This window comes from Marinicella meishanensis, assembly GCF_019931145.1.
Classification (GTDB): domain Bacteria; phylum Pseudomonadota; class Gammaproteobacteria; order Xanthomonadales; family Marinicellaceae; genus Marinicella; species Marinicella meishanensis.
Genome location: NZ_JAIOUV010000001.1, coordinates 179929 through 199803 on the forward strand (window position 1 = coordinate 179929; position 19875 = coordinate 199803).

Genomic DNA, 19875 nt, shown 5'->3' on the forward strand with positions numbered 1-19875 from the left:
GCAATCAACCCACAATAACAGGGGCAAGCGCCCGCCTTTTCCTGGCCAGCGCTGGTCATGGGTCAGCGGCTTAATCCGCTTCTTTGTCGGAGCCTTGATCAACCGCTGGGTCGTTGGCCTGAGCTGCGTCCAAGTCAGCCGCTTTTTGCGGGCGCTTAAACCGCGGCCACCAGTCGCCTTGGCGCAGGCTTTGCAGCAAGTCTTTGAGCCAACCCAGCAAGGCAAAACTGATCCAAATCGACCAAAACAAGATCAACAATTTATACCACCACAAATGCAAGGACAACACGGTGATGGTGGGCAGTTGTTGGGTCCCGACATCCACATACCAAGACAGCCTGGAGGCACTGGCACCATTGCCCGCGATGCCCATGTCGGGGTAGGACAACAAGCCGTAGGCCACCGCCCCGATCAACACCAGCAAGGCGCTCAAGGTGAACAACAAACTGAACCATTGCAACAAAATGCGTTTGGCGCGGGAGGCAAAGCCGGCGAATTGCTGTTTCCAACCGACGAAGAACAACCAGGCAGCGACCCAGGTGAATGCCACCCAAGAGAACGTGCCAAAGGCCGAGCCCAAGACCAGCCATTGCCAAGCGCGCAACGGTGAATACTTCAGCCGCGCCAAAAACAAGGCCAAGACCACAAACACCAGCAGTTCTCCCCAGTATAGGAAGGCCGGCCCCACCCCGGCCGAGCCGCCCCACAACAACCAGCGATCACGCGGCAAGTTGATGGTTTGGTTGAGGTTGCTGTAAGGGTTGTTGAGGTTGATGCTCGGGGTTTGGTGGTGCACACCCAACTCTTGATTCACGTGCCATTCAATGTCCACCGTGTGGTTGCCGGGTAAATAGCTGACTGCCACCACCCCGTCTTCATTGACCAAGTTGGAATCAACCCCATCAAAGGTGACTTGTTTGACCACGGCAGCCGGATCCAAGTTGACTTCAAAGCGTCCGCCTTGGGTGGCCCGATAGGTGATGCGGGTGGTGGTTTTGGTGGTTCTTTTGCCCACCGTGTAGCTGTTGTTGATGGCATCGATGGACAGCGCAGCCCCGGCCACAGCGGCCGGACGCGACACCTTGATTTCGATCGACTCACCGGGCCTGGGCATGTAAATGTGCTCAAAAAAGTCGTCGTAATCCAAATCATTGCTTTCTGCCGCCACCAACGGCACGCCGCTGATGTTGACGTGCCACTGCGGTGATGAAATCACCCGCCAGGTTTCAATGTATTGCTGGCTGTCTTGTGCCGTGATTTGCCACAGGTCCAAGCGGTCCAGCCGCGAACGCCAGCTCAGGGACTGTTCGTTCGGTCCCAAATTGACCTGCACCGCACCGGCCTCATCGCGGGTCACCTTATCCAGTGGAAACTCATTCTCCAACAAGGGGATGGTGAGGTTGATCACGCCTTGTTTGGGTGCCACTCGGGTCACGGTGTTGTCCACAAACCACTGATCATCGAAGGTGATCGACCGCTCCAGCTTGATAAACGGCGCAATGTCGGTGGTTTGGGTCCGCTCATCTTCACCACCCGTTTCGTTGTTGACTGGGCGGTTGTTGGCGATCAATTGCAAAGTGTCACCGGTCAACCGTTGGCCGTCCAATCCGGCCACTTGCCAGTCACTGGCCGCGGTGGTCACATGCCCTGGAGCCAGCGGAAACCGCACCGAAATGGCATTGCGGTTGGCCAAGGTGCCGGACAAAACGACCTGGTTGATGCCGGGCGATAAGGCCAACCAAGTGCGACCATTGGCCTGCAAGCGGTGGCCCACGCTTTGGCCATTGACCGTGACGTCATGCAGTTGCCAGTCGGCCGAGTCTGGAATCGGTACCGCCACCTGGGCTTGGGTGTGGTAGGCCAACTGCATGGACAGTTGCTTGCCATTGACCTCGATCGCAGCCGCCGACAAAGCAGCACAGCGGATGTCACATTCGGGCGTTGGGTACAGGCGGTTTTTTAACTCATTGAGCAAAGCATCCGAGGGATGGTCTGCCGCCAAACTGGGCTGCACCCACAACAGGGTCATCAGCCACACCAGGCTGGTGGCCGTGGTTTTGGTCACGCGCCGCAAACGCCGGGTCATGTGTTGGATGATGGCCACCAACCACAACACGGTGAAAGTGATCAGCAACAACCGCCACAACACCCGCATCCACGGTGTGAGCAGAACCAAACGGTGGCTTTGTTCGGCGGTGATCGGGCCATCCCAACTCAGCACCACCGAATTGTACTGCCATTGGGGGGTGCCTTTACCGGCTTGGATCACGGCATCGGTCTGGTAGCGGTTGAGCATGTCGGCGCGCTTGACGCGGGAACCGGTGACGGTGATTTTGCCTTGTTCGGGCACGGCAAAATCCTCGACCACCTGGTTTTGCATTAGCACTTGATCGGCACTGTAGCGTTGCTCATACACTTGATTCAACGGCGCGACTTTTTTGGCCTGGGCAAAAGAGGGCGAAAATTCGTTGAATTCAACCCGATTTTCCAATTGCGGGTGGATCATCAAGCGGGCCTCATTGACCAAGAAAGGAATCAACCAAAACACCAGGGCCAAGACACTGAGCAGGGCATAGGTTTGCACCAGGCGCAACCACCGACCCTGGGGGATCCAAGCCATCAGGCCCAAAGCCAGGATCACGCTGCCCCACGCAAACAAAGGCATGTTGAGGCTGTGGTAACCCAGCACCAAAGCCAACAGGGCAAACACCGCTGAGCGCACGCCAATCACTTTGAATGTCAACACCGTCAGCAGCATGACGATGAAAATGTCCCACAAGCGCCATTGTTCCAACCACACCTGCTGGCTGCTGTCGACATTGTACGCCGCCAAAGCCATGTAACCATGAGGCAAATACAAGCGGGTTTGCACCGATTCAAAAGTGCTGTCCCAGCCACTGATTTGTTGCAAAAACGACGGGCCAATTTCACCATCAATGGTCAAGTCGACCAGTGGTTTGCGCAACTCAACCCCCTGTTGCCCATCATCGGCAGCGGTGATCAACAGGGTCTCGCCCGAGGACTCGGCACTCAACAGGCTCAATTCATTGGCCGCATTCAAACGCCAGGAACCCAGCTTTTCGCCACTGATGCGGTCTTTGGTGCGAAAACCCTGGCCATCAAATGACAACCAGGCTTGGCGCGCCAAATGCAGTTGTTCGCTTTGGTTCAGTGTGCCCCTTTTTTGTTCCACCAAGCGGAATTCATCGCCGTCATTGAGCAAAAAATTGGGCACCTCAAACCAGCGCGATGAACTTTGTTCTGGGTTGATCGCCAACACCCCTTCGACTTGGGTCAAGCGAATGTTTTTGTTGTCTTGATAGGCCCAGATTTCCTGCTGCGGCCATTGCGGTCCGGCGGCGGTGAAGGTGAAGGACTCTGGCCAACCCAGCACATTCATGGTCAACATCAATTCACTGTAGCCGGGTTTCAACTGCACCCACAAATCACCGGCTTGGTCAACATGGGCATTCAAATCACCGGACACGTCGGTGATTTGCAACGGCCCGCTCAAGACCCGACCCAAATTCTCCTGCCGCGCCACCCCTGATACTTGCAAATCCAGCGCCACAAACATCACCATCGGGTGGCCATCAATGAGCAAGCGGTTCACCTCCAGGTCCAAACTGTTGGCCTCGACCTGTTCCTCCTGGGTTTCTTCACCCAACCACAAAGCCCGCCGTTCGCGCACCGGATAACGCACTGGCTCATCCTCTAAGGTCAGGTTGATGGCCGCCACTTCAGACGGCACGCCGATGGACTCAGGCCGCGTCGCCCACAAGAATTGGCCACTGATCTCATACACCCCGGGCGTCAACCACACCCGCGGTTGGTTGTGGTGGTTTTGCACCGACAAAAAACGCTGATTGGCCCGCACCTGTTGGGGCCAGGTTTCGCCATCACCCGGTAGCGGCACCCAAGCGTCTTGCAGCACCTCCCAAGTGATGGCAAAGTCGGCTTGTTGGGCATCCACACGGATGTTCAAAGCTTGTGGCCAGGCGCAAACGTGGTTGTCTGCATTGCCATAGGCTTGGTCCGCATAGTGCGGACAGCTGTGGTGACCCTGGTCGTGTTTGACCCAATCAGCCCAAGCCGCCAAGTCGTCTGGCACGCCGGTCAAATCGGCTTGTGCCTGGGCCACACCCAAGCCAGCCAAGACCGTCAAAATGAAACCCCACAAAATCACTTTCCTGTCCATACATCACCTGTTTGTTGATCGCAGCCAGCCCGAATGGCCAACCGGCATTTTGACATCTTCAATCTTGAGGCACGCGTTGTCAAACCAAGTTCAATGATTTTGTGACAGAACTCACTGCATCGTGCCTGTGATGCGGTTATTGTCAGCCCAACGGCCTGGTACTTGGGCATCTGCAGTCTCATTATTGTTTGGAGTTCATGACATGGCCAAATTAAATTGAGTACAATACCCAACAAATATTTTTCGACTTAAAAAAACAAAGACCACCATTATGGGCAATCATCTGCAGAGAACTTCCTCCACCAAACAAACCATGACTGACCACTTGGCAGCCATTCAATCACTGAAAAGCCGCGACTATTGGCAAAAGTATTGTGTCTGTGAAGACTGGTATGAAGCCGATTTTGATTATGTGGTGAAGCAGATTTTGCAACAAAACGCCTCACAACGACGCAAACAATGGGAATGCGCCACCATCTTCTTGAACCTTGCACACCACGGCATGTTCAGTGGTGACAAAGTGGGCGCGGCCTTCGGTGCCGGTCGAGAAAAGCTGCTCTATATCATCGCCCCTTTGACCCAAGCCTTTCATGCCACCGACCTGTACACCATGCAAACGGTGTGGAAAACCGCCAACATCAAGCGATTCAATACCCCGGAAGAATTTGTCAAAGCCGCTGCTCCAGCGGGGTCCAACACCGACAACATGAAGGTGCATGACATGGACATGCGCGATTTGAGTTACTTTGCCGATGATTCATTGGATTTTTGTTATTCGGCCTGTGCCTTTGAACACATTGGCGATCGCGACGATTTCATCCAACACCTGAAAGAAGTGCGGCGGGTGCTCAAGCCCGGTGGCATCTACAGCATGACCACCGAATTTTTGTTTGGCGATGCCACCAAGACGCTCCCGCACAACTACAAATTTGATCTGGAGTACCTGCGCGAATTGTTCATCGAGTCGGGCTTGGACACCGCCGCCGAATTTGATGGCCATTGTGACAGCAGTTTTGCCAACTGGCCCAAACCGCCGGTAGATTCTTTCATGGCCAAGGGATTGAGTAACCGCTTTCCCACCCCGTTCCTTTACCTGGAAGGCATACCCTACACCACCTGCAATTTTCTGTTGTCTCCACAACAAGGCGATCAACCCCTAACCTTTGCTGCCCCTGGAATGACCCGGAGCATCAATTTGATGACCAACCGCAGCAATCAGTTGATCAAAAGCACTTTCAACACGTGGCAGTTGCTGGACCCATACAACCGCTTGCGACGAGAAGTAAAAAACTACCTGGCTGATCACCAGGAGTATTTGATCGAAGCCGGTTTTGCCCTGAACATTGAAGAAAACCTGGTCAATGGATTTTTGGTGTTCACCGACTACATCCATTTGAGCGATTTCCCCGCCAAGTTCAAAGTCCAATATGACATCAGTGGCTATGCGGGCAATATCACCTGGCAGGTATTTGAGAAAGAAGCGATGCGGGCAGAAGGGCGACAACCCATCCTCAAACAAACCACCAAATCACACCAGCACCAGTCATTCACCCTGGCGTTTCAACCCAAAGCCGATCGGGTCTATGCACTGTCTGCCCAATTGGTCGCCAACCCCAAAAACGCGCAAATCAACATCAACAACCTGTTGGTTTGGTTGAAAGCAAAGGTTGAATAAGCGGGGCCCTTGGGTCACTCAAAATCGGCATCAAAGATGAAGTTGCCATACATGTCATGCCATTGATCGGTTGACGGGTCATAGCTTTGACCGTCCCTGATGGCTGCGCCCCAAACCACCACGCGTTCTCCGGTCCAAACCGCAGACAGGCCTTGCGAGGGCGGCGGTGCGTTGTCAGCCGCAACGGCATGCCAGGAATTGTTGTTGGGGTTGAACAGGCTGCCATCAGACATCAGTTGACCATCACCAACACCACCCCACAAAAACAGCTCGCTGCCAGTCCAAGTGTGGGCCGCCGCATAGCGGCCGGACAATGCCTGGTCCTGACTGGTGCTGATCCAGGCATCATGAGACGCCACATAGATCCCACCGGTATCAATGCCGGTGGTGCTGGACAAGCGACCACCCCAGACCACCATGAAAGACCCGGTCCAGACCATGTGGGGATATGCGTGGCCAGCAGGCGCATTGACTCCGGTGATGGCCGTCCATTGATCCAAATCAGGCTTGTATCTGGCATTTCCACCGCCCCAAAGTAGCATCTCAGAGCCGGTCCAAATGGCCGCATGTCCCGCATTGGGAGTGGGCGCATTGAGGAGGCTCAGGTCGCGCCATTGGTTGCTGCTGGGATCATAAGCCTGCCCATCGCCTTGGCCAGAAGGCAGGTACCCACCCCAAATGATCATTTCTGTTCCCGACCAAACCGCGGTGTGTAAATACCTGGGCTCAGAAATTCCGCTGGCAGTGGCTTGCCACATACCGGTTGTCGGGTTGTACCTGCCACCGCTGTTGAGTTCACCATGGACGAAATCATTCAAGCCGCCCCAAACAATCATTTCCTGCCCGGTCCAAACAGCTGAGTGTTGAAAACGACCTTCTGGCGCATTGGCCGATGAGGTGAACTGCCATTGATCCAACACCGGATCATACAGGGCCCCAGACCGCAACGCATACTGGTCAAAAAAATCCTGCCAATAGCCCCCCCAGATGATCATGTGGTTTCCATCCCAAATGGTGGTGTGTCGCGTCCTTGGGCTTGGAATCCTGGGGGCTGGCAAAGTTGAGCCCTGCTGGATTGGGTGTCTTTGCAATTGGCGCCAGTCAAGCCCCAATAAAGCGTCGGGATCACCCACAGCCGAGAAGTGTTGTGCCACCAAGGCTGGCCGCACCAAACACGCCAAGATTTGTTGCTCGTCGTGTCCCAATGCCGCCATGTATTGTTGCAAGCGTTTGGGCATCTGACTGGCAGCTTGGATCCGCTGCCATTCTGCTTGCACCACTGCCGCACTGAAGTACCAGGATTTCTGCTGCTGCAAATACACTTCTTGTTTGAGGTTTCGCAGCACCGCTGCCCTGATTTGGGCGGCACTGGCAGTGGGATTGTGCGTGGGTTTTGGATGCCGGTTGTGTGCTGGCCAGTGCTGAAAAGACCACCGCAAATCAACCAGTTTTTGCTCACACACAAGGCGAGATTGTAAATAAGAATCCGGGTCTTTCAAGCCCCAAGACGTTTGCTGCAAATTGGCGACAGCCCCTGTGGCACCCAACAACAACATGCATGCCATCAACAACCGTTTGCAACGAAAATTTCCTATCATGCAACCATTTTAACACCAATCTGCTGATCTTTTGTTACGCCAACGTTAAATCGGATGGTCCATGGAAAATCATTGAATTCACTTGTTTTCAACCGATTTCCCGTTAAAATACACCCTCAAATCCGCGCCCATAGCTCAGCTGGATAGAGTAACTGGCTTCGAACCAGTTGGTCGGGAGTTCGAATCTCTCTGGGCGCGCCACACATACAAAACCACCTTAATGGTGGTTTTTTTGTGTCAGGTGATCAGAGAATGAGTACTCCCTCAGTTCGACTGAAATGACTGGATCATTTCAGCCCGTCAGCTGGCTGACGACCCCGAAGGGGTGGAGCACATGGATGTGCGGAATAATCTCTCTAGGCGCGCCACACAAAGAAAGCCACCTTTTTTATGGTGGTTTTTTTGTGTCTTTCATTCAATGCATCAGTCAATCTCCACTGTCATCATTAACACCCCTTTTTATTGTCAACGCTTGTTTTTGACTGCGCCAATATTCGTATGCCTTGCCCACTTAATCCTCATAGTCATAATAATCGGTGGTGTAGAGTACGAATACTTCTTGATCCGGCTGGATGAAAAAAATACCCCGTTCAAGTATGGCAGGCACTGAAACATCACAACCAAATAACTTCAGTTCTTCAACCCCAAAGGCTTCACCTTTTAACAGCCTTTGAGGAATGACGGTGACCTTGTATTCGGGGGTTGAATCAGGAAAGGATGCGAACTCTTTGCCGTCTCTCAAAGCACGAATGGTTTTGTCTTGGTACCCATGCAAGTGGATACCCACCACCTGACCGATGTAAATTGACTCATACCGATCAAAGTTGAGAGAAGGTTTCTTTTCTGGAAGACACCCCAAACTGTATCCTGATGACATAAACAACACAAACATCAGTAACTTTTTAAACATGTTTCAAACTCCTTTTTTAAATGAACTGATGAAAGTAGTGTGGTCAATTTGGGTATTTCACAAGGGGAATGGGGGTGGTATCAGATAACTGAAAGGGACAGAAATTCATTCAAATATGGCTGAGCACATGAGTTCTTTATATGGGCGTGCCACACTGCCAATCCCAATCAAAATTTCTTACCGAGACTCCTTTAAAAAAGGCAGCAGCTGTTCACCGGTGACTTGGTGTTGATCGATCAAACACAGGCGGATGGGGTTGGAAATGGTGATGCGGGCACAGCTGTATTGGGTATCGGGATCGATTTCGGCCGCAAAGGCGTGGTCCCATTGCGCCGCATGTCGAATGCTTGCAACGGGAATCCACACCACCTGATCGGTTCCGCACAGTTTGAACAAATAATCATCCAGGCAGGCACCCAACCACTGGTCTTTGCTCAAGATCACGGTCGAACTGGCGTTCTCCCGGTTCAACGGCTGGGTGGCCCGACGGGCCGTGATGGGGGTGATGTTGTGGGCGGTATTCATGACAATTCCTGTGAGGGTAGTCACACCTGACCCACATGACGGGGAAGGTATCATGCATTGGATCAGGTGTGACTTTCATCATTGCAACACGACCGACAAGTAAACCGTGCCGCCTTGTTTCACTTCAATCAGTTGATTCAGTGGGTCAAAGGTCAAAGGCAATTTACCCGGTTCTACCGGATCCCTGAATTCCACTTCCACTTCATCGGCATTGACGTTGAGACTGGCCACTTGGGCGCCACCCACCACCAGTTGATAGGTGCCGAAGTTCAAGTCTTCAACTTCCACTTTGAAATCCCGGCGGTCATCCCGCACTTCATATTCAACCGTGCCACTGGCATCGGCATCGACCCCGGCATTGATGAAGTCGCGCTCGATTTCCAATTCTTGGTTGTTGCCGCCGCCGTTACCACCACCATTACCACCGCCATTGCCCCCACCGTTGTTCGGACCAGAGCCGGGTTCAGCAGGGAATTCCAGGGTGAAGAACACGGTGGCGCCTTGGCTGATGCTGAGGAATTGACCGAATGGATTGAAATCCAACAGTTCTTTTCCGGCTTCCACTGGGTTGCGGAATTCCAATTCACCTGCCAAGCCCGCCGCGGTTTGACTGACTTGGATGATGCCTGCGGTCACGCCATCAACATTGAAATCATAGAAGCCGGCAGGCACGTCTTCCAGTTCCACCTGAAAGTCCACCCGATCAGCCCGCTGTTCCAATTTGGTTTTGGCTTGACCCAATGGCACCACACCGGTATTGACCATATAGACTTCGGTCTCGCTGTCACCAAATGGTGGGGCATTTTGACTGCTGCCTCCGCCGCCATTGCCGCCACCGTTGCTGCCATCGGAGGTCAAATAGACCAGACCATTGCGCACAATGTCGATCACTTGACCCTGTGGATCAAAGTCCAAGGGCAATTTGCCGGGCTCCACCGGATCCCTGAATTCAATTTCACCTTCGGCGCGACCATCGGCTTGCATCACCACATTGATGTCACCGCGGTGCACGGCTCCCACCATCAACTGATAAGTGCCCAGCGGCAGGTCTTCAATTTCAACTGAATAATCAATCCGGTCGGTTCTTTGCTCGTACTTGGTTTTGCCATGGGCATCGGCATCCAATCCGGTGGTCAACAGTGGGGTGATGACCTCGGTTTCGGTGAGGGTGTCGCCCAATTCATCGAACAAGCCGCCAGTGCAGTTCAAGTTGTTGATCACGGTGCTGCGGGTGATGGGCATGGATCCGGCTGTGAACCCCGGCAATTGCGGTTGCCAACTGACGGTGCCGTTGTTGCAATCTTGAAAAGTGAAGGTGACTTCACCCCAAGGCGTGTTGGTCATGTTGGCGGGGTTGTGCGCGTTACCAAACAACCCCCCTTCGGGCAGCATCATATCGAACTGGATGGATTGGTCTTCAATGGAACCCACGCCGATTAACCAATATTGGTTGCCCACCGTGTCAAAGGTGAACCACGTGGTCAAGGCCTGCTTTTGTTGGTTGCTTTTGATGATTTCCAGCAAAAACCCTTGACCACTGGTGGCTGGATTGAACCAACCGCCGGTGAAACTTTTGGTGATGATCAACTCCCGGGCATGGCTGGGAGGTGACGCCATGGTCATCAAAATGACCAACATATATATGGTGTGTTTTAAGGGGTATTTCATGGTAGCCTCATTTCGGTTGTTTGTACTATATATGATGTTTTCACATCTCTTACTGCAAAATATATAGCAAATAACAGGGCTAAATCAAGTTTTTTCTGATTTATTTGCAATAATTGTTGCAAATAGGCATCGAACTTGCTATAGTGGGCTCAACTGGCAAGAGTATGAACCATGAAAAATCAATTAAAAAGCGTGATCATCCAAATGTTGATACAAGTCTTCCGCCCATTGGCCAAGATCTTGTTGCGACTGAAAGTCCCCTTCAATGAGGTCAGTGACGTGTTGAAATGGACTTATGTGGATGTGGCCAACGAACATTTTGGCCTGAACGGCAAGCCCCCCACCAAATCCCGCATTTCGGTGATCACTGGCTTGTCCCGAACCCAAGTGGACATCCAAATGAAAGCCAACCTGTTCCAAACCGAAACCGATCAATATAAATGGAATCGCGCGGTGCGGGTGTTGACCGGCTGGGTGGAAGACAAAGATTATTTGGACCAACATGGCAAAGCCCGCATCATTCCGCTGGAAGCCGAGGGCAGTCACGACTTCAAGTCCCTGGTTGAAAAGTATTCCGGCGGCGCCACCGTGCGGTCCATCCTGGACGACTTGGCGGCCTCTGGTTCAGTGCAAACCAATGGCGACCAAGTTGAATTGCTGAAGCCTTATTACTTGACCGTCAACGATCCCGATGACGAACAAAAATTGAATTTCCTGGGCGTGTCCACCCAATACCTGTTGGAAACCATTGACCACAACATCGACCCAGACAAATCGGATCCACGCTTCCAACGCATCGTGATCCACCATGAATTACCCAAATCATTGATCAACATCGCCGAATCTTATGTGCGAGACAAAAGCCAACAATTGGCCAATGACGTGGATGAATACTTAGAACACCTGATCCAATACGCCAACGACGATGGTGGGGAAACCGTTCCTTACCTGGGCCTTGGCTTATACTATTACCAAGGAGACCGACCATGAACAGCCCCAAACACCGAATCCAAACCCAAACCCATATTTTGAATCTCATTCAGGAGAAAACCATGAATCCCATCAAACGCATGATGTGCCTGGCTGTGTTGTTGACTGCCAGCACCCTACAAGCTGCCGACACCACGCCCATCAACCCAAACCAAGCACCGATCATCCAGGGCCAAGGTGGCACCGGCATCACCATCAATGACATCCGGAATTTCCAGATCGATCAAAACACCATCATCCGTGAAGACGGGGTGGTGGTTTCGGCGGCCCGTGGCCAAGGCGGCACCGGCTTCAAAGTCCGCTACCGCATTGGCGATGACGTGAACCCGTCCATCACCAATGGCACCATTGATGAGATCGATTTGATCAACACCCACAAAGGGCCGGTCACTTCGCTGGACCCGTTCAGAATTTTCAATGTGGATGCCCAAATCACTGCCAACACCTTTTTTGATGACAACTTGACCTTTGCCGACATCAACATCGGCGATGAATTGAAACTGTCGGGCTTTGTCGATGCCAATTCCAGCTTGCTGGTCAGCCGCGTGGAAGCCGACGACGACCCATTGACTGAGTGGAAATTGTCGGGTTATGTGTCGGGCTTGACTGCGACCGAATTCAACATCCAAAACCAAGTGGTGGTGATTGGTGGCGTGGTTCCCAATGACTGTGACACCGGCTTGACCAATGGCGAGTTCGTGGAAATCGAAGCCACCCCTGACGCCATGTTCATGGCCGGTTCGCCACTGACCACCGTGACCAAGATTGAATGCAAGCCCGAAGGCATCGTGACCTTACCGGGCGACGTGATTCCGGTGGCCTTGGAAGGACTGGTGGATTTTGAAGACATCGAAATGAACAACTTGTTCACCATTGCCGGACAACAAATCAATGTCAGTGGCACCACCGTTTACATCAATGGTGAAGTTGATGACATCGTGGTCGGCGCCAAAGTAGAAGTCGAAGGGCTGATGAACACCACCACCTCAATCATCGATGCCTTGAAAGTGAAGTTCAAAGAAGTTCGCTTTAAATTTGAAGAACCCGTGTTGCCGGCTGATGTGTCACCCGGTCAGTCCATCCAGTTGTATGGCCGCACCATCTTATCCACCCCCCAATTGCGAGATGAGGACGGCATCATGGGTTCAGGCTTGGGTGTTGAGACCCAAGTGGAAGTCCGGGGTTACGCCGACAGTGATGGCAACTTGTATGCCACCCGTGTGCGTGAACGGGGTAACCCCGACGCCACTGACGTCAGTGCCGATGGCCAAATCACTGCCATCAACGACCCCTTGATTGAAGTGTTTGGCATCACCGTGGACACCAGCACCAGTGTGTTCTTTGACATCAACAACATGCCCATCACCGCCACCGATTTCTTCAACCAGATCGCGGTGGGCACCGAAGTCGAAGTGGAAAATGCGGTGGTCAATGAAATGACCAACGTGATTTCCGGCGGCATCATCCGCATTGACGAAGACGATGATTTCACCTTCATCGGCACCACCGAGGCTGGCACCACCGAAGGATTGGGGGTGGGCACCATCACCGGTGCAGCCGACCTGATCTTTGCTGATTCATTCGATTGACCTCTCACTTCAGCATGGAGAAAAGGCCTGGCATTTGCTTGGCCTTTTTTGTTTTGGGCACCATGAAATCTTTCAGCAAGTTCATGACGGGACCACGATGTCTGTGAGAAAATACAATTTTGATCACTGATGGCTTTGATGCAAGCAGATTTCTGGTACGACAAATGGAGCAGCAACGAGATTGGCTTTGACCAAAACCAGCCCAACCCACTGCTGGTGGCACAATGGCCTGCCTTGAACCTGCAACCCGGCGCCAAGGTGTTTGTGCCTTTGTGTGGTAAATCGATTGACATGGTGTGGTTGTTGCAACAGGGTTTCCAAGTGGTCGGTAACGAGCTCAGTGAAGAGGCCATTCAGCGTTTTTTCCAATCCCTGGAAATCGAGCCCAACATCACCCAAGTGGGCGATTTCACCCTCTACCAAACCACCATGGTCCGCATCTATGTCGGCGATTTTTTTGCCCTCAAAGACACCCACCTGGGCCTGGTCGACGCCACCTATGACCGCGCCTCACTGGTGGCGCTTCCGGCTGAGATGCGGATCGATTACGCCCAACACCTGCAAACCATCACCAACCGGGCTACCCAACTGCTGATCACTTTTGACTACGACCAATCCCAACAAGCCGGTCCACCCTTTGCCATCCCGGCTGCCGAAATCGAAACCCATTACGGGTCTGAAAATCAGCTCAAACAACTGGCCAGCATGCCGGTCAAAGGCGGTTTGAAAGGCGGCTGTGAGGCCTTGGAGCAGGTGTGGCTGGTGGCCGCTGAAAACTCAGTTGTTCAAAAAGATTGACAAGCAAACTCCCATTGACCTGATTCATATTCATTGAAACAGGCCAAAATCTGCGATGATCAATGTTTGCTTTTGACCTTGATGCGGGAGATTTGCGCCTTTTCCGGCAAGCCCCTGATTCGCGTCCAATATTCCGCACGCACGTCTTCATCAATTTCTGCTGTGGTGGTGTACAGCGCATCACGACCGTCTTTGCGACAACCTGATATCCAGTAAGCCTCACCGGTTTCTACATCAAAATAGTTGGATTTAAATCCTTGACCTTTACGTGTTTCAAAAGTTTTTCCGGCATAATGAATTGATTGGCCTGATTTTGAAAAAGTCACGCGTCCAATGCGAGCCTGCCCAACAATTCCATCATCCCCTTTGTGTTCAATGTACACGATTCTGCTTTTGGGTCTCATTGGGTGCTCATTAAGTTAGGTGAAAATGCGCAGTCAGCAACACCCAACAAAAAGTGGATGGTTGTGGTGCCAATTGTTTTCAACATGGGTGGTTACTCGATAGGCAAACCTTTGTCCAACAGCCCAACACATTCCACTTGGATGCTGATGGTGGCCAGGTATGGCAGTGTACCATCAGGATTTTCAGAAATTTCTAAGACGTCATCCATGGTCACTTTGTTGACATTGGAAACGTCTCCACAAACAATCAATACTTGAGAGAGTAATTGTTCTTTCAGCGTGTTGATGTATTGGTTGTATTGGTTTTCTCGATTCAAAGAGACCTCTAACAGACCTTTGACATCGGCAGATTGATCAGAAGTTTGGTTGAGCTCAAAACCCTTAAAATGGGTGATGGGTGTGTTGGCCAAATCCTCTTCACTGAGCTTGATTGGGCCATCCTTGGTGTTAAAAGTGATGCCTGAGCTGTTCTCTTTGGCTTGCGTTGAATGGGTGATGAAGATCGCCATCAATGCCACAGCCATCAAGGCTTTTTTGACTGGAACCAGTATGTGTTTATTGATCATGCTGACGTCCTTTTGATGATTGATGGATCATTATAAGCCAGTTCTTCAATTAATGCGGGATCGAAGATCGTGATTCAGGAACAAGGTAGCTGAAGTCATGTTTTTCATTTGATCCCAGAAACACCTTTCTCGGAGCGCCGACTTCAGTCGGCGTCGGGCTGCACAGAATGTTCGATAAGAATGTTGGCAGTGATCTGCCCATAAGGTCTAAAAAAGATGGCTGCGGCTTGGCGCCTGGCCATTTCACCGACTGAAGTCGGTGCTCCAGTGGGGAGGGGCAGGATGCCAAAAAAGCCGGTCATTACGAGCCACGCAGTGGCGCGACAACCTTCATACGGCTGTCCACTACATAAATATGACCGGTCGAAATGGAGATTCCTGCTTGCGCAGGAATGACGCGAACAAGATGTGGTCATCCCGACCGAACGCAGTGAGTGGAGGGATCTCAAGGGCGGACTGAGATCCCTGGCCTACATGGATGTAGGTCTGCCGCGTGAGCAGGACGCGAAAGCGGCCGGCTTCGCTCGGGATGACTTTGATTCTTTTTTTAGCGCTGAGGTGTGTCGTCGCGGAAACGGACGGCTTCATTCTTCAAAGACAATACTCAGGATCGCAGAGCTTGTCGAAGCGAATATGTTGTTTGAAGTATTTTCCAAAACACAATGACACTTCGACAGGCTCAGTGACCTGACTGAATGTTTTTGGGTCCCTTACAACCAGAGACAAAGGTATGCCGTATGAGCAGGATGCAATAACCGCCAGGTTCGCACTTAATGACAATACTCAAGATTGCTGAGCCTGTCGAAGCGAATATGTTGTTTTAAGTATTTTCCAAAACACAATGACACTTCGACAGGCTCAGTGACCTGACTGAATGTTTTTGGGTCCCTTACAACCAGAGACAAAGGTATGCCGACTGAGCAGTAAGCGGATACGGCCGGTTTCAAAAACTTTTGCTGCGCTTGCCGAATTTGTAGTCGAATGCACTTGATGAGGTCCCTCGCCTCCATGGACGGAGGTGTGCCGTGCAAGCAGGACGCGGAAACGCCGGTGTGCTGAGATTGCTCGGGTTGACAGTGGTGTTGTTGGATGAAAGGCGCCCATTTTGGGCGCCTTTTGGTTCGCGGTTTGCTTAATTCTTCTTCGGCATATACAAATCGGTGATGGTGCCTTCGAAGGCTTCGGCGGCCATGGCGACCGATTCGGCCAGAGTCGGGTGGGGGTGGATGGTGAGGCCGATGTCGGCGGCTTCGCAGCCCATTTCGATGGCCAGGCACAATTCACTGATCAGCTCGCCGGCGTTGGTGCCAACGATGCCGGCGCCGAGGATGCGGTCGGTTTCGGGGTCGAACAGCAGCTTGGTGAAGCCTTCGGTGCGGTCGTTGCCGATGGCGCGGCCGGAGGCGGCCCACGGGAATTTACCCACTTCGTACTTCGTGCCGTTTTCTTTGGCGTCATTTTCGGTCAAGCCGACCCAGGCCACTTCGGGGTCGGTGTAGGCCACCGATGGGATGACCAGGGCATCGAAAAACACCTTCTCACCGTGCGCCACTTCGGCCGCGACTTTGGCTTCGTGGGTGGCTTTGTGGGCCAGCATCGGTTGGCCGACGATGTCGCCGATGGCGAAAATGTGCGGCACGTTGGTGCGCATTTGTTTGTCCACCGGGATGAAACCGCGCTCGGTGACATTGACCCCGGCTTGATCGGCGTCGAGCAGGTTGCCATTCGGCACCCGACCAACGGCCACCAAGACACGGTCATAGGTGACTTGGTCGGCGCCGTCGAACTCCACTTGTAAGCCGTCGTCTTGGGCCACACAGGCGGTGACTTTGGATTTGAGTTTGATGTCTTTGTATTGCTTCTTGATGTGTTGCATCAAGGGGCGCACCAGGTCTTTGTCGGCACCGGGGATGATCTGATCCATCATTTCGACGATGGTGATCTCGGTGCCCAAGGCGGAATACACACAGGCCATTTCCAGGCCGATGATGCCGCCACCGATGATCAGCATGGAGCCAGGGATGTCGGTCATCTCCAGGGCGTCGGTGGAATCCATCAGACGCTCATCATCCCAGGGCATGCCAGGCAGTTTGAACACCTGTGATCCGGCGGCGATGATGCATTGGCCAAAGGTCAGTGTTTCGCCGCCAATCGACACGGTGTGTTGGTCGATGAATTTGGCTTCACCGGTTTGGCGCTTGACCTTCCTTTGTTTCGCCATTTGGCCCAAGCCGCCAGTTAGTTTTTGCACCACCGAGTTTTTGAAACCCAGCAGTTTTTCGCGGTCGATTTCCGGTTTTTGGAAGGTCACACCGTGGTGGCCCATTTGTTCGGTTTCGCGGATGATGGCCGCGGTGTGCAGCAGGGCTTTGGACGGGATACAACCGACGTTCAAACAAACACCGCCAAGGGTGTCATAACGCTCGACCAAGGTCACGTCCATACCCAAATCAGCAGCGCGGAACGCCGCGGTGTAACCACCGGGTCCGGCTCCGATCACCAACAATTCGGTGTCAAAATCGCCTTGCGGCGCCGCCGTTGTGGCAGCAGGGGCTGGCTCAGCCGGCTCGTTGGTTTGGTTGGATGGCTCTGATGGCTTAGACGCTGCAGCCGATGATGATTCAGCGGCGGGGCTTGCTGGATCTGCGGCCTCGACAATTGCCGACTCATCCACCGCCAAGGTGCCAATCACTTGACCAATCGACACCTCATCGCCTTCTTGCACCGCCACCGATTCGATGGTACCTGCCTGCGGGCTGGGGATTTCCATGGTGGCTTTGTCACTTTCCAAGGTGATCAGTGACTGGTCTTTTTCAACGGTGTCGCCGGCGGCCACCAGCACTTCGATCACGGGTACGTTGTCGAAATCGCCAATGTCTGGAATTTTGATGTCAATGGTTTTGCTCATAATGATCTCATTCGTGTTTTAAGAACCATCCCACAGGGGCACGCCCAGTGCGGTGGCCAAGGTTTCGGCGTCTTCGATCACCGCCGCGTGTTTGCCGTGATCGATGACGTTGATGCGGCTGGCATCGGCCAGCACCAAATTCAATTCGTAACTGTAATAAGCGCTGTTTTTGCCGCTGACCCGTTCACGGATCACTTGCACCGCTTCGACCTCAGTCAGGGGCACCGGGCCTTTTTTGCGGTCCCGGGCGGTGCCCAGGGTCATCGAATCTTGCGGCTTTTTGCGGCCTTTGTAATACACGCCGTAAAAGGTGTCGAACACCCGCGGCATGGTCATGAAGTACAGCATCAAGGCCCCCACACCCAGGAAAATTCCACCAAACAACACCGCAAACAGCAACAGGGTCCATTCCTGCATGCCACCGCTGATGAAAATGGCGCCGGGAATGATGATCCCCAACAAGCCAAAAAAGCAGAAGATGCCGGCAAACCAATACGCCCCTTGGGTGCATTTGAACACCAACAAATCGGGGTTGGAACTGTCCAGACGGTGGGTTTGGAAATTGGCCCCGCCGCCGGCCAGCGGATGCCAATCGGTGGCCTTGGCCAAGGGGTGGTTGAACACCTCGGTGTCGATCGAAGCCACCGCGCGTTTTTGCGCTTCTTCGACGATCTCTTTGAGTTTGTCCAAAAACCCCATGATCAGATCACAACAGCATTTTTTTCATGTCGGACAAGATGCTCGACAAATACACAATAAAGCGGGCCGCATCGGCACCATCAATCACCCGGTGGTCATAGCTCAATGACAAAGGCAACATCAACCGTGGTTCGAATTCTTGGCCGTTCCACACCGGTTTGATGCTGGAGCGCGACACCCCGAGGATGGCCACTTCCGGCGCATTGATGATCGGCGTGAACGCAGTGCCGCCGATGCCACCCAAGGATGAAATCGAGATGCAACCACCTTGCATGTCACGTGGGGCCAATTTGCCTTCGCGGGCTTTGATCGACACATCGCGCATTTCTTTGGCGATCTCAAACACCTCTTTCTTGTCGCAATCGCGAATCACCGGCACCACCAAACCATTGGGGGTGTCCACCGCGATGCCAACGTGGAAGAATTTTTTGTAGATCAGGTGTTCACCATCCACGTCCAGTGAGGTGTTGAATTTGGGGAACTTCTTCAAGGCTTTGGCCATGGCTTTGACCATGAAAGCCAAAGGTGTCAGGTTGAAGCCCTGCTCTTTGGCCTCAGCTTTGTTTTCCTGGCGGAAGGCTTCCAGCTCGGTGATGTCCGCTTCATCATACTGGGTGACGTGCGGGATGCGCACCCAATTGCGGTGCAAATACTTGCCCGAAATTTTCTGGATGCGGCTCAAAGGCTGGGTTTCCACCTCGCCGAATTCGGTGAAATCCACCGCCGGGAACGGTGGCACATCAAAGTTTGAAGTGACCACGGTTTGACCGCCGGATTGCATCGCGGTTTTGACGTGTTGTTTGACGTCTTCGCGGGTGATGCGGCCTTTGCGACCGGTGCCGGTCACCGCACTGATTTCAACCCCCAACTCGCGGGCGAACTTGCGCACCGCCGGAGAGGCATGGGCCAATTTGCCACTGGCCCGCTTGGGCAACTCGGTGGGCACGGGTGGCGCTTGCGGGGCGGCTTTGGGCATTTCGCTTTGTTCCACTGGCGGTTCAGCTTTGGGCGGCTCGGCTTTGGCGGGTTCTTCAGCAACTTCTTCTGTTGTCTCTTGAGCAGCAGCCGGCTCCGCCGCCGACGCCGCGGCGGCATCACCGGCGGTTTTCAATTCAATCATCGGCGTGCCTTCAGACACCATATCGCCTTCTTTGACCAGCAGCTTGACGATTTCACCGGCGACCGGGGTCGGCACTTCGATGGTGGCTTTTTCCGACTCCAAAGAAATGATGGCGTCTTCGGCATCGACTTGATCACCGGCTTGCACCAGCACTTCTATCACTTCGACGTTTTCAAAGTCGCCAATGTCGGGGATGTTGATGGTTTGGGTATCACTCACAATCGGTT

General features: G+C 53.0%; 14 protein-coding genes and 1 tRNA gene. 5 read left to right on the forward strand and 10 right to left on the reverse strand.

Going from position 1 to position 19875, the window contains the following annotated elements:
* Positions 1 to 70 precede the first annotated feature (70 nt).
* Positions 71 to 4198 carry a hypothetical protein gene (locus K7G70_RS00785; RefSeq protein ID WP_223786685.1) on the reverse strand — a complete coding sequence of 1376 codons (4128 nt, stop codon included), beginning with the start codon at positions 4196 to 4198 and terminating at the stop codon, positions 71 to 73.
* Positions 4199 to 4511: 313 nt separating this feature from the next.
* Here K7G70_RS00785 and K7G70_RS00790 point away from each other — a divergent pair, with 313 nt between their 5' ends.
* Positions 4512 to 5873, forward strand: coding sequence for a class I SAM-dependent methyltransferase (locus K7G70_RS00790; protein ID WP_223786686.1), 1362 nt, complete (start codon positions 4512 to 4514; stop codon positions 5871 to 5873).
* Between the two features lie 14 nt (positions 5874 to 5887).
* On the opposite strand, the gene K7G70_RS00795 is transcribed toward K7G70_RS00790, so the two are convergent.
* A complete protein-coding gene (locus K7G70_RS00795; RefSeq protein WP_223786687.1) occupies positions 5888 to 7471 on the reverse strand; it encodes a Kelch repeat-containing protein in 1584 nt (527 codons plus the stop codon).
* 124 nt (positions 7472 to 7595) lie between these two features.
* Between K7G70_RS00795 and K7G70_RS00800 the strand changes: the two genes are divergently transcribed.
* Positions 7596 to 7672 (forward strand) — tRNA-Arg (locus K7G70_RS00800).
* A 310-nt stretch (positions 7673 to 7982) separates the two neighbouring features.
* On the opposite strand, the gene K7G70_RS00805 is transcribed toward K7G70_RS00800, so the two are convergent.
* From K7G70_RS00805 to K7G70_RS00815, 3 genes are all read right to left on the reverse strand, one after another.
* Entirely contained in the window at positions 7983 to 8381 is a 399-nt protein-coding gene (locus K7G70_RS00805) for a hypothetical protein (protein ID WP_223786688.1), read from the reverse strand.
* 177 nt (positions 8382 to 8558) lie between these two features.
* Positions 8559 to 8906, reverse strand: a complete 348-nt coding sequence (locus K7G70_RS00810; protein WP_223786689.1) for a hypothetical protein — start codon at positions 8904 to 8906, stop codon at positions 8559 to 8561.
* A 78-nt stretch (positions 8907 to 8984) separates the two neighbouring features.
* The gene (locus tag K7G70_RS00815; protein ID WP_223786690.1) at positions 8985 to 10574 is read right to left on the reverse strand and encodes a hypothetical protein; all 1590 of its coding nucleotides are present in this window, start codon (positions 10572 to 10574) and stop codon (positions 8985 to 8987) included.
* A gap of 171 nt (positions 10575 to 10745) precedes the next feature.
* Between K7G70_RS00815 and K7G70_RS00820 the strand changes: the two genes are divergently transcribed.
* From K7G70_RS00820 to tmpT, 3 genes are all read left to right on the forward strand, one after another.
* On the forward strand, positions 10746 to 11564 hold the full coding sequence (locus K7G70_RS00820) for a DUF6502 family protein (RefSeq protein WP_223786691.1): 819 nt from the start codon (positions 10746 to 10748) through the stop codon (positions 11562 to 11564).
* Positions 11565 to 11626: 62 nt separating this feature from the next.
* A complete protein-coding gene (locus tag K7G70_RS00825; RefSeq protein WP_223786692.1) occupies positions 11627 to 13153 on the forward strand; it encodes a DUF5666 domain-containing protein in 1527 nt (508 codons plus the stop codon).
* A 138-nt stretch (positions 13154 to 13291) separates the two neighbouring features.
* A complete protein-coding gene (gene tmpT, locus K7G70_RS00830) occupies positions 13292 to 13951 on the forward strand; it encodes a thiopurine S-methyltransferase (protein ID WP_223786693.1) in 660 nt (219 codons plus the stop codon).
* Between the two features lie 59 nt (positions 13952 to 14010).
* Here the strand turns inward: tmpT and K7G70_RS00835 are convergent, their stop codons facing one another.
* The 5 genes from K7G70_RS00835 to aceF form a co-directional block, all read right to left on the reverse strand.
* Positions 14011 to 14355, reverse strand: a complete 345-nt coding sequence (locus K7G70_RS00835; RefSeq protein WP_223786694.1) for a 1-deoxy-D-xylulose-5-phosphate synthase — start codon at positions 14353 to 14355, stop codon at positions 14011 to 14013.
* 92 nt (positions 14356 to 14447) lie between these two features.
* On the reverse strand, positions 14448 to 14921 hold the full coding sequence (locus K7G70_RS00840; RefSeq protein WP_223786695.1) for a hypothetical protein: 474 nt from the start codon (positions 14919 to 14921) through the stop codon (positions 14448 to 14450).
* A 1132-nt stretch (positions 14922 to 16053) separates the two neighbouring features.
* A complete protein-coding gene (lpdA, locus tag K7G70_RS00845; protein WP_348525063.1) occupies positions 16054 to 17829 on the reverse strand; it encodes a dihydrolipoyl dehydrogenase in 1776 nt (591 codons plus the stop codon).
* 18 nt (positions 17830 to 17847) lie between these two features.
* On the reverse strand, positions 17848 to 18528 hold the full coding sequence (locus K7G70_RS00855) for a hypothetical protein (protein ID WP_223786696.1): 681 nt from the start codon (positions 18526 to 18528) through the stop codon (positions 17848 to 17850).
* 7 nt (positions 18529 to 18535) lie between these two features.
* Positions 18536 to 19867: a dihydrolipoyllysine-residue acetyltransferase gene (aceF, locus tag K7G70_RS00860; RefSeq protein ID WP_223786697.1), complete on the reverse strand. Its 1332-nt coding sequence runs from the start codon at positions 19865 to 19867 to the stop codon at positions 18536 to 18538.
* Between the last annotated feature and the right edge of the window lie 8 nt (positions 19868 to 19875).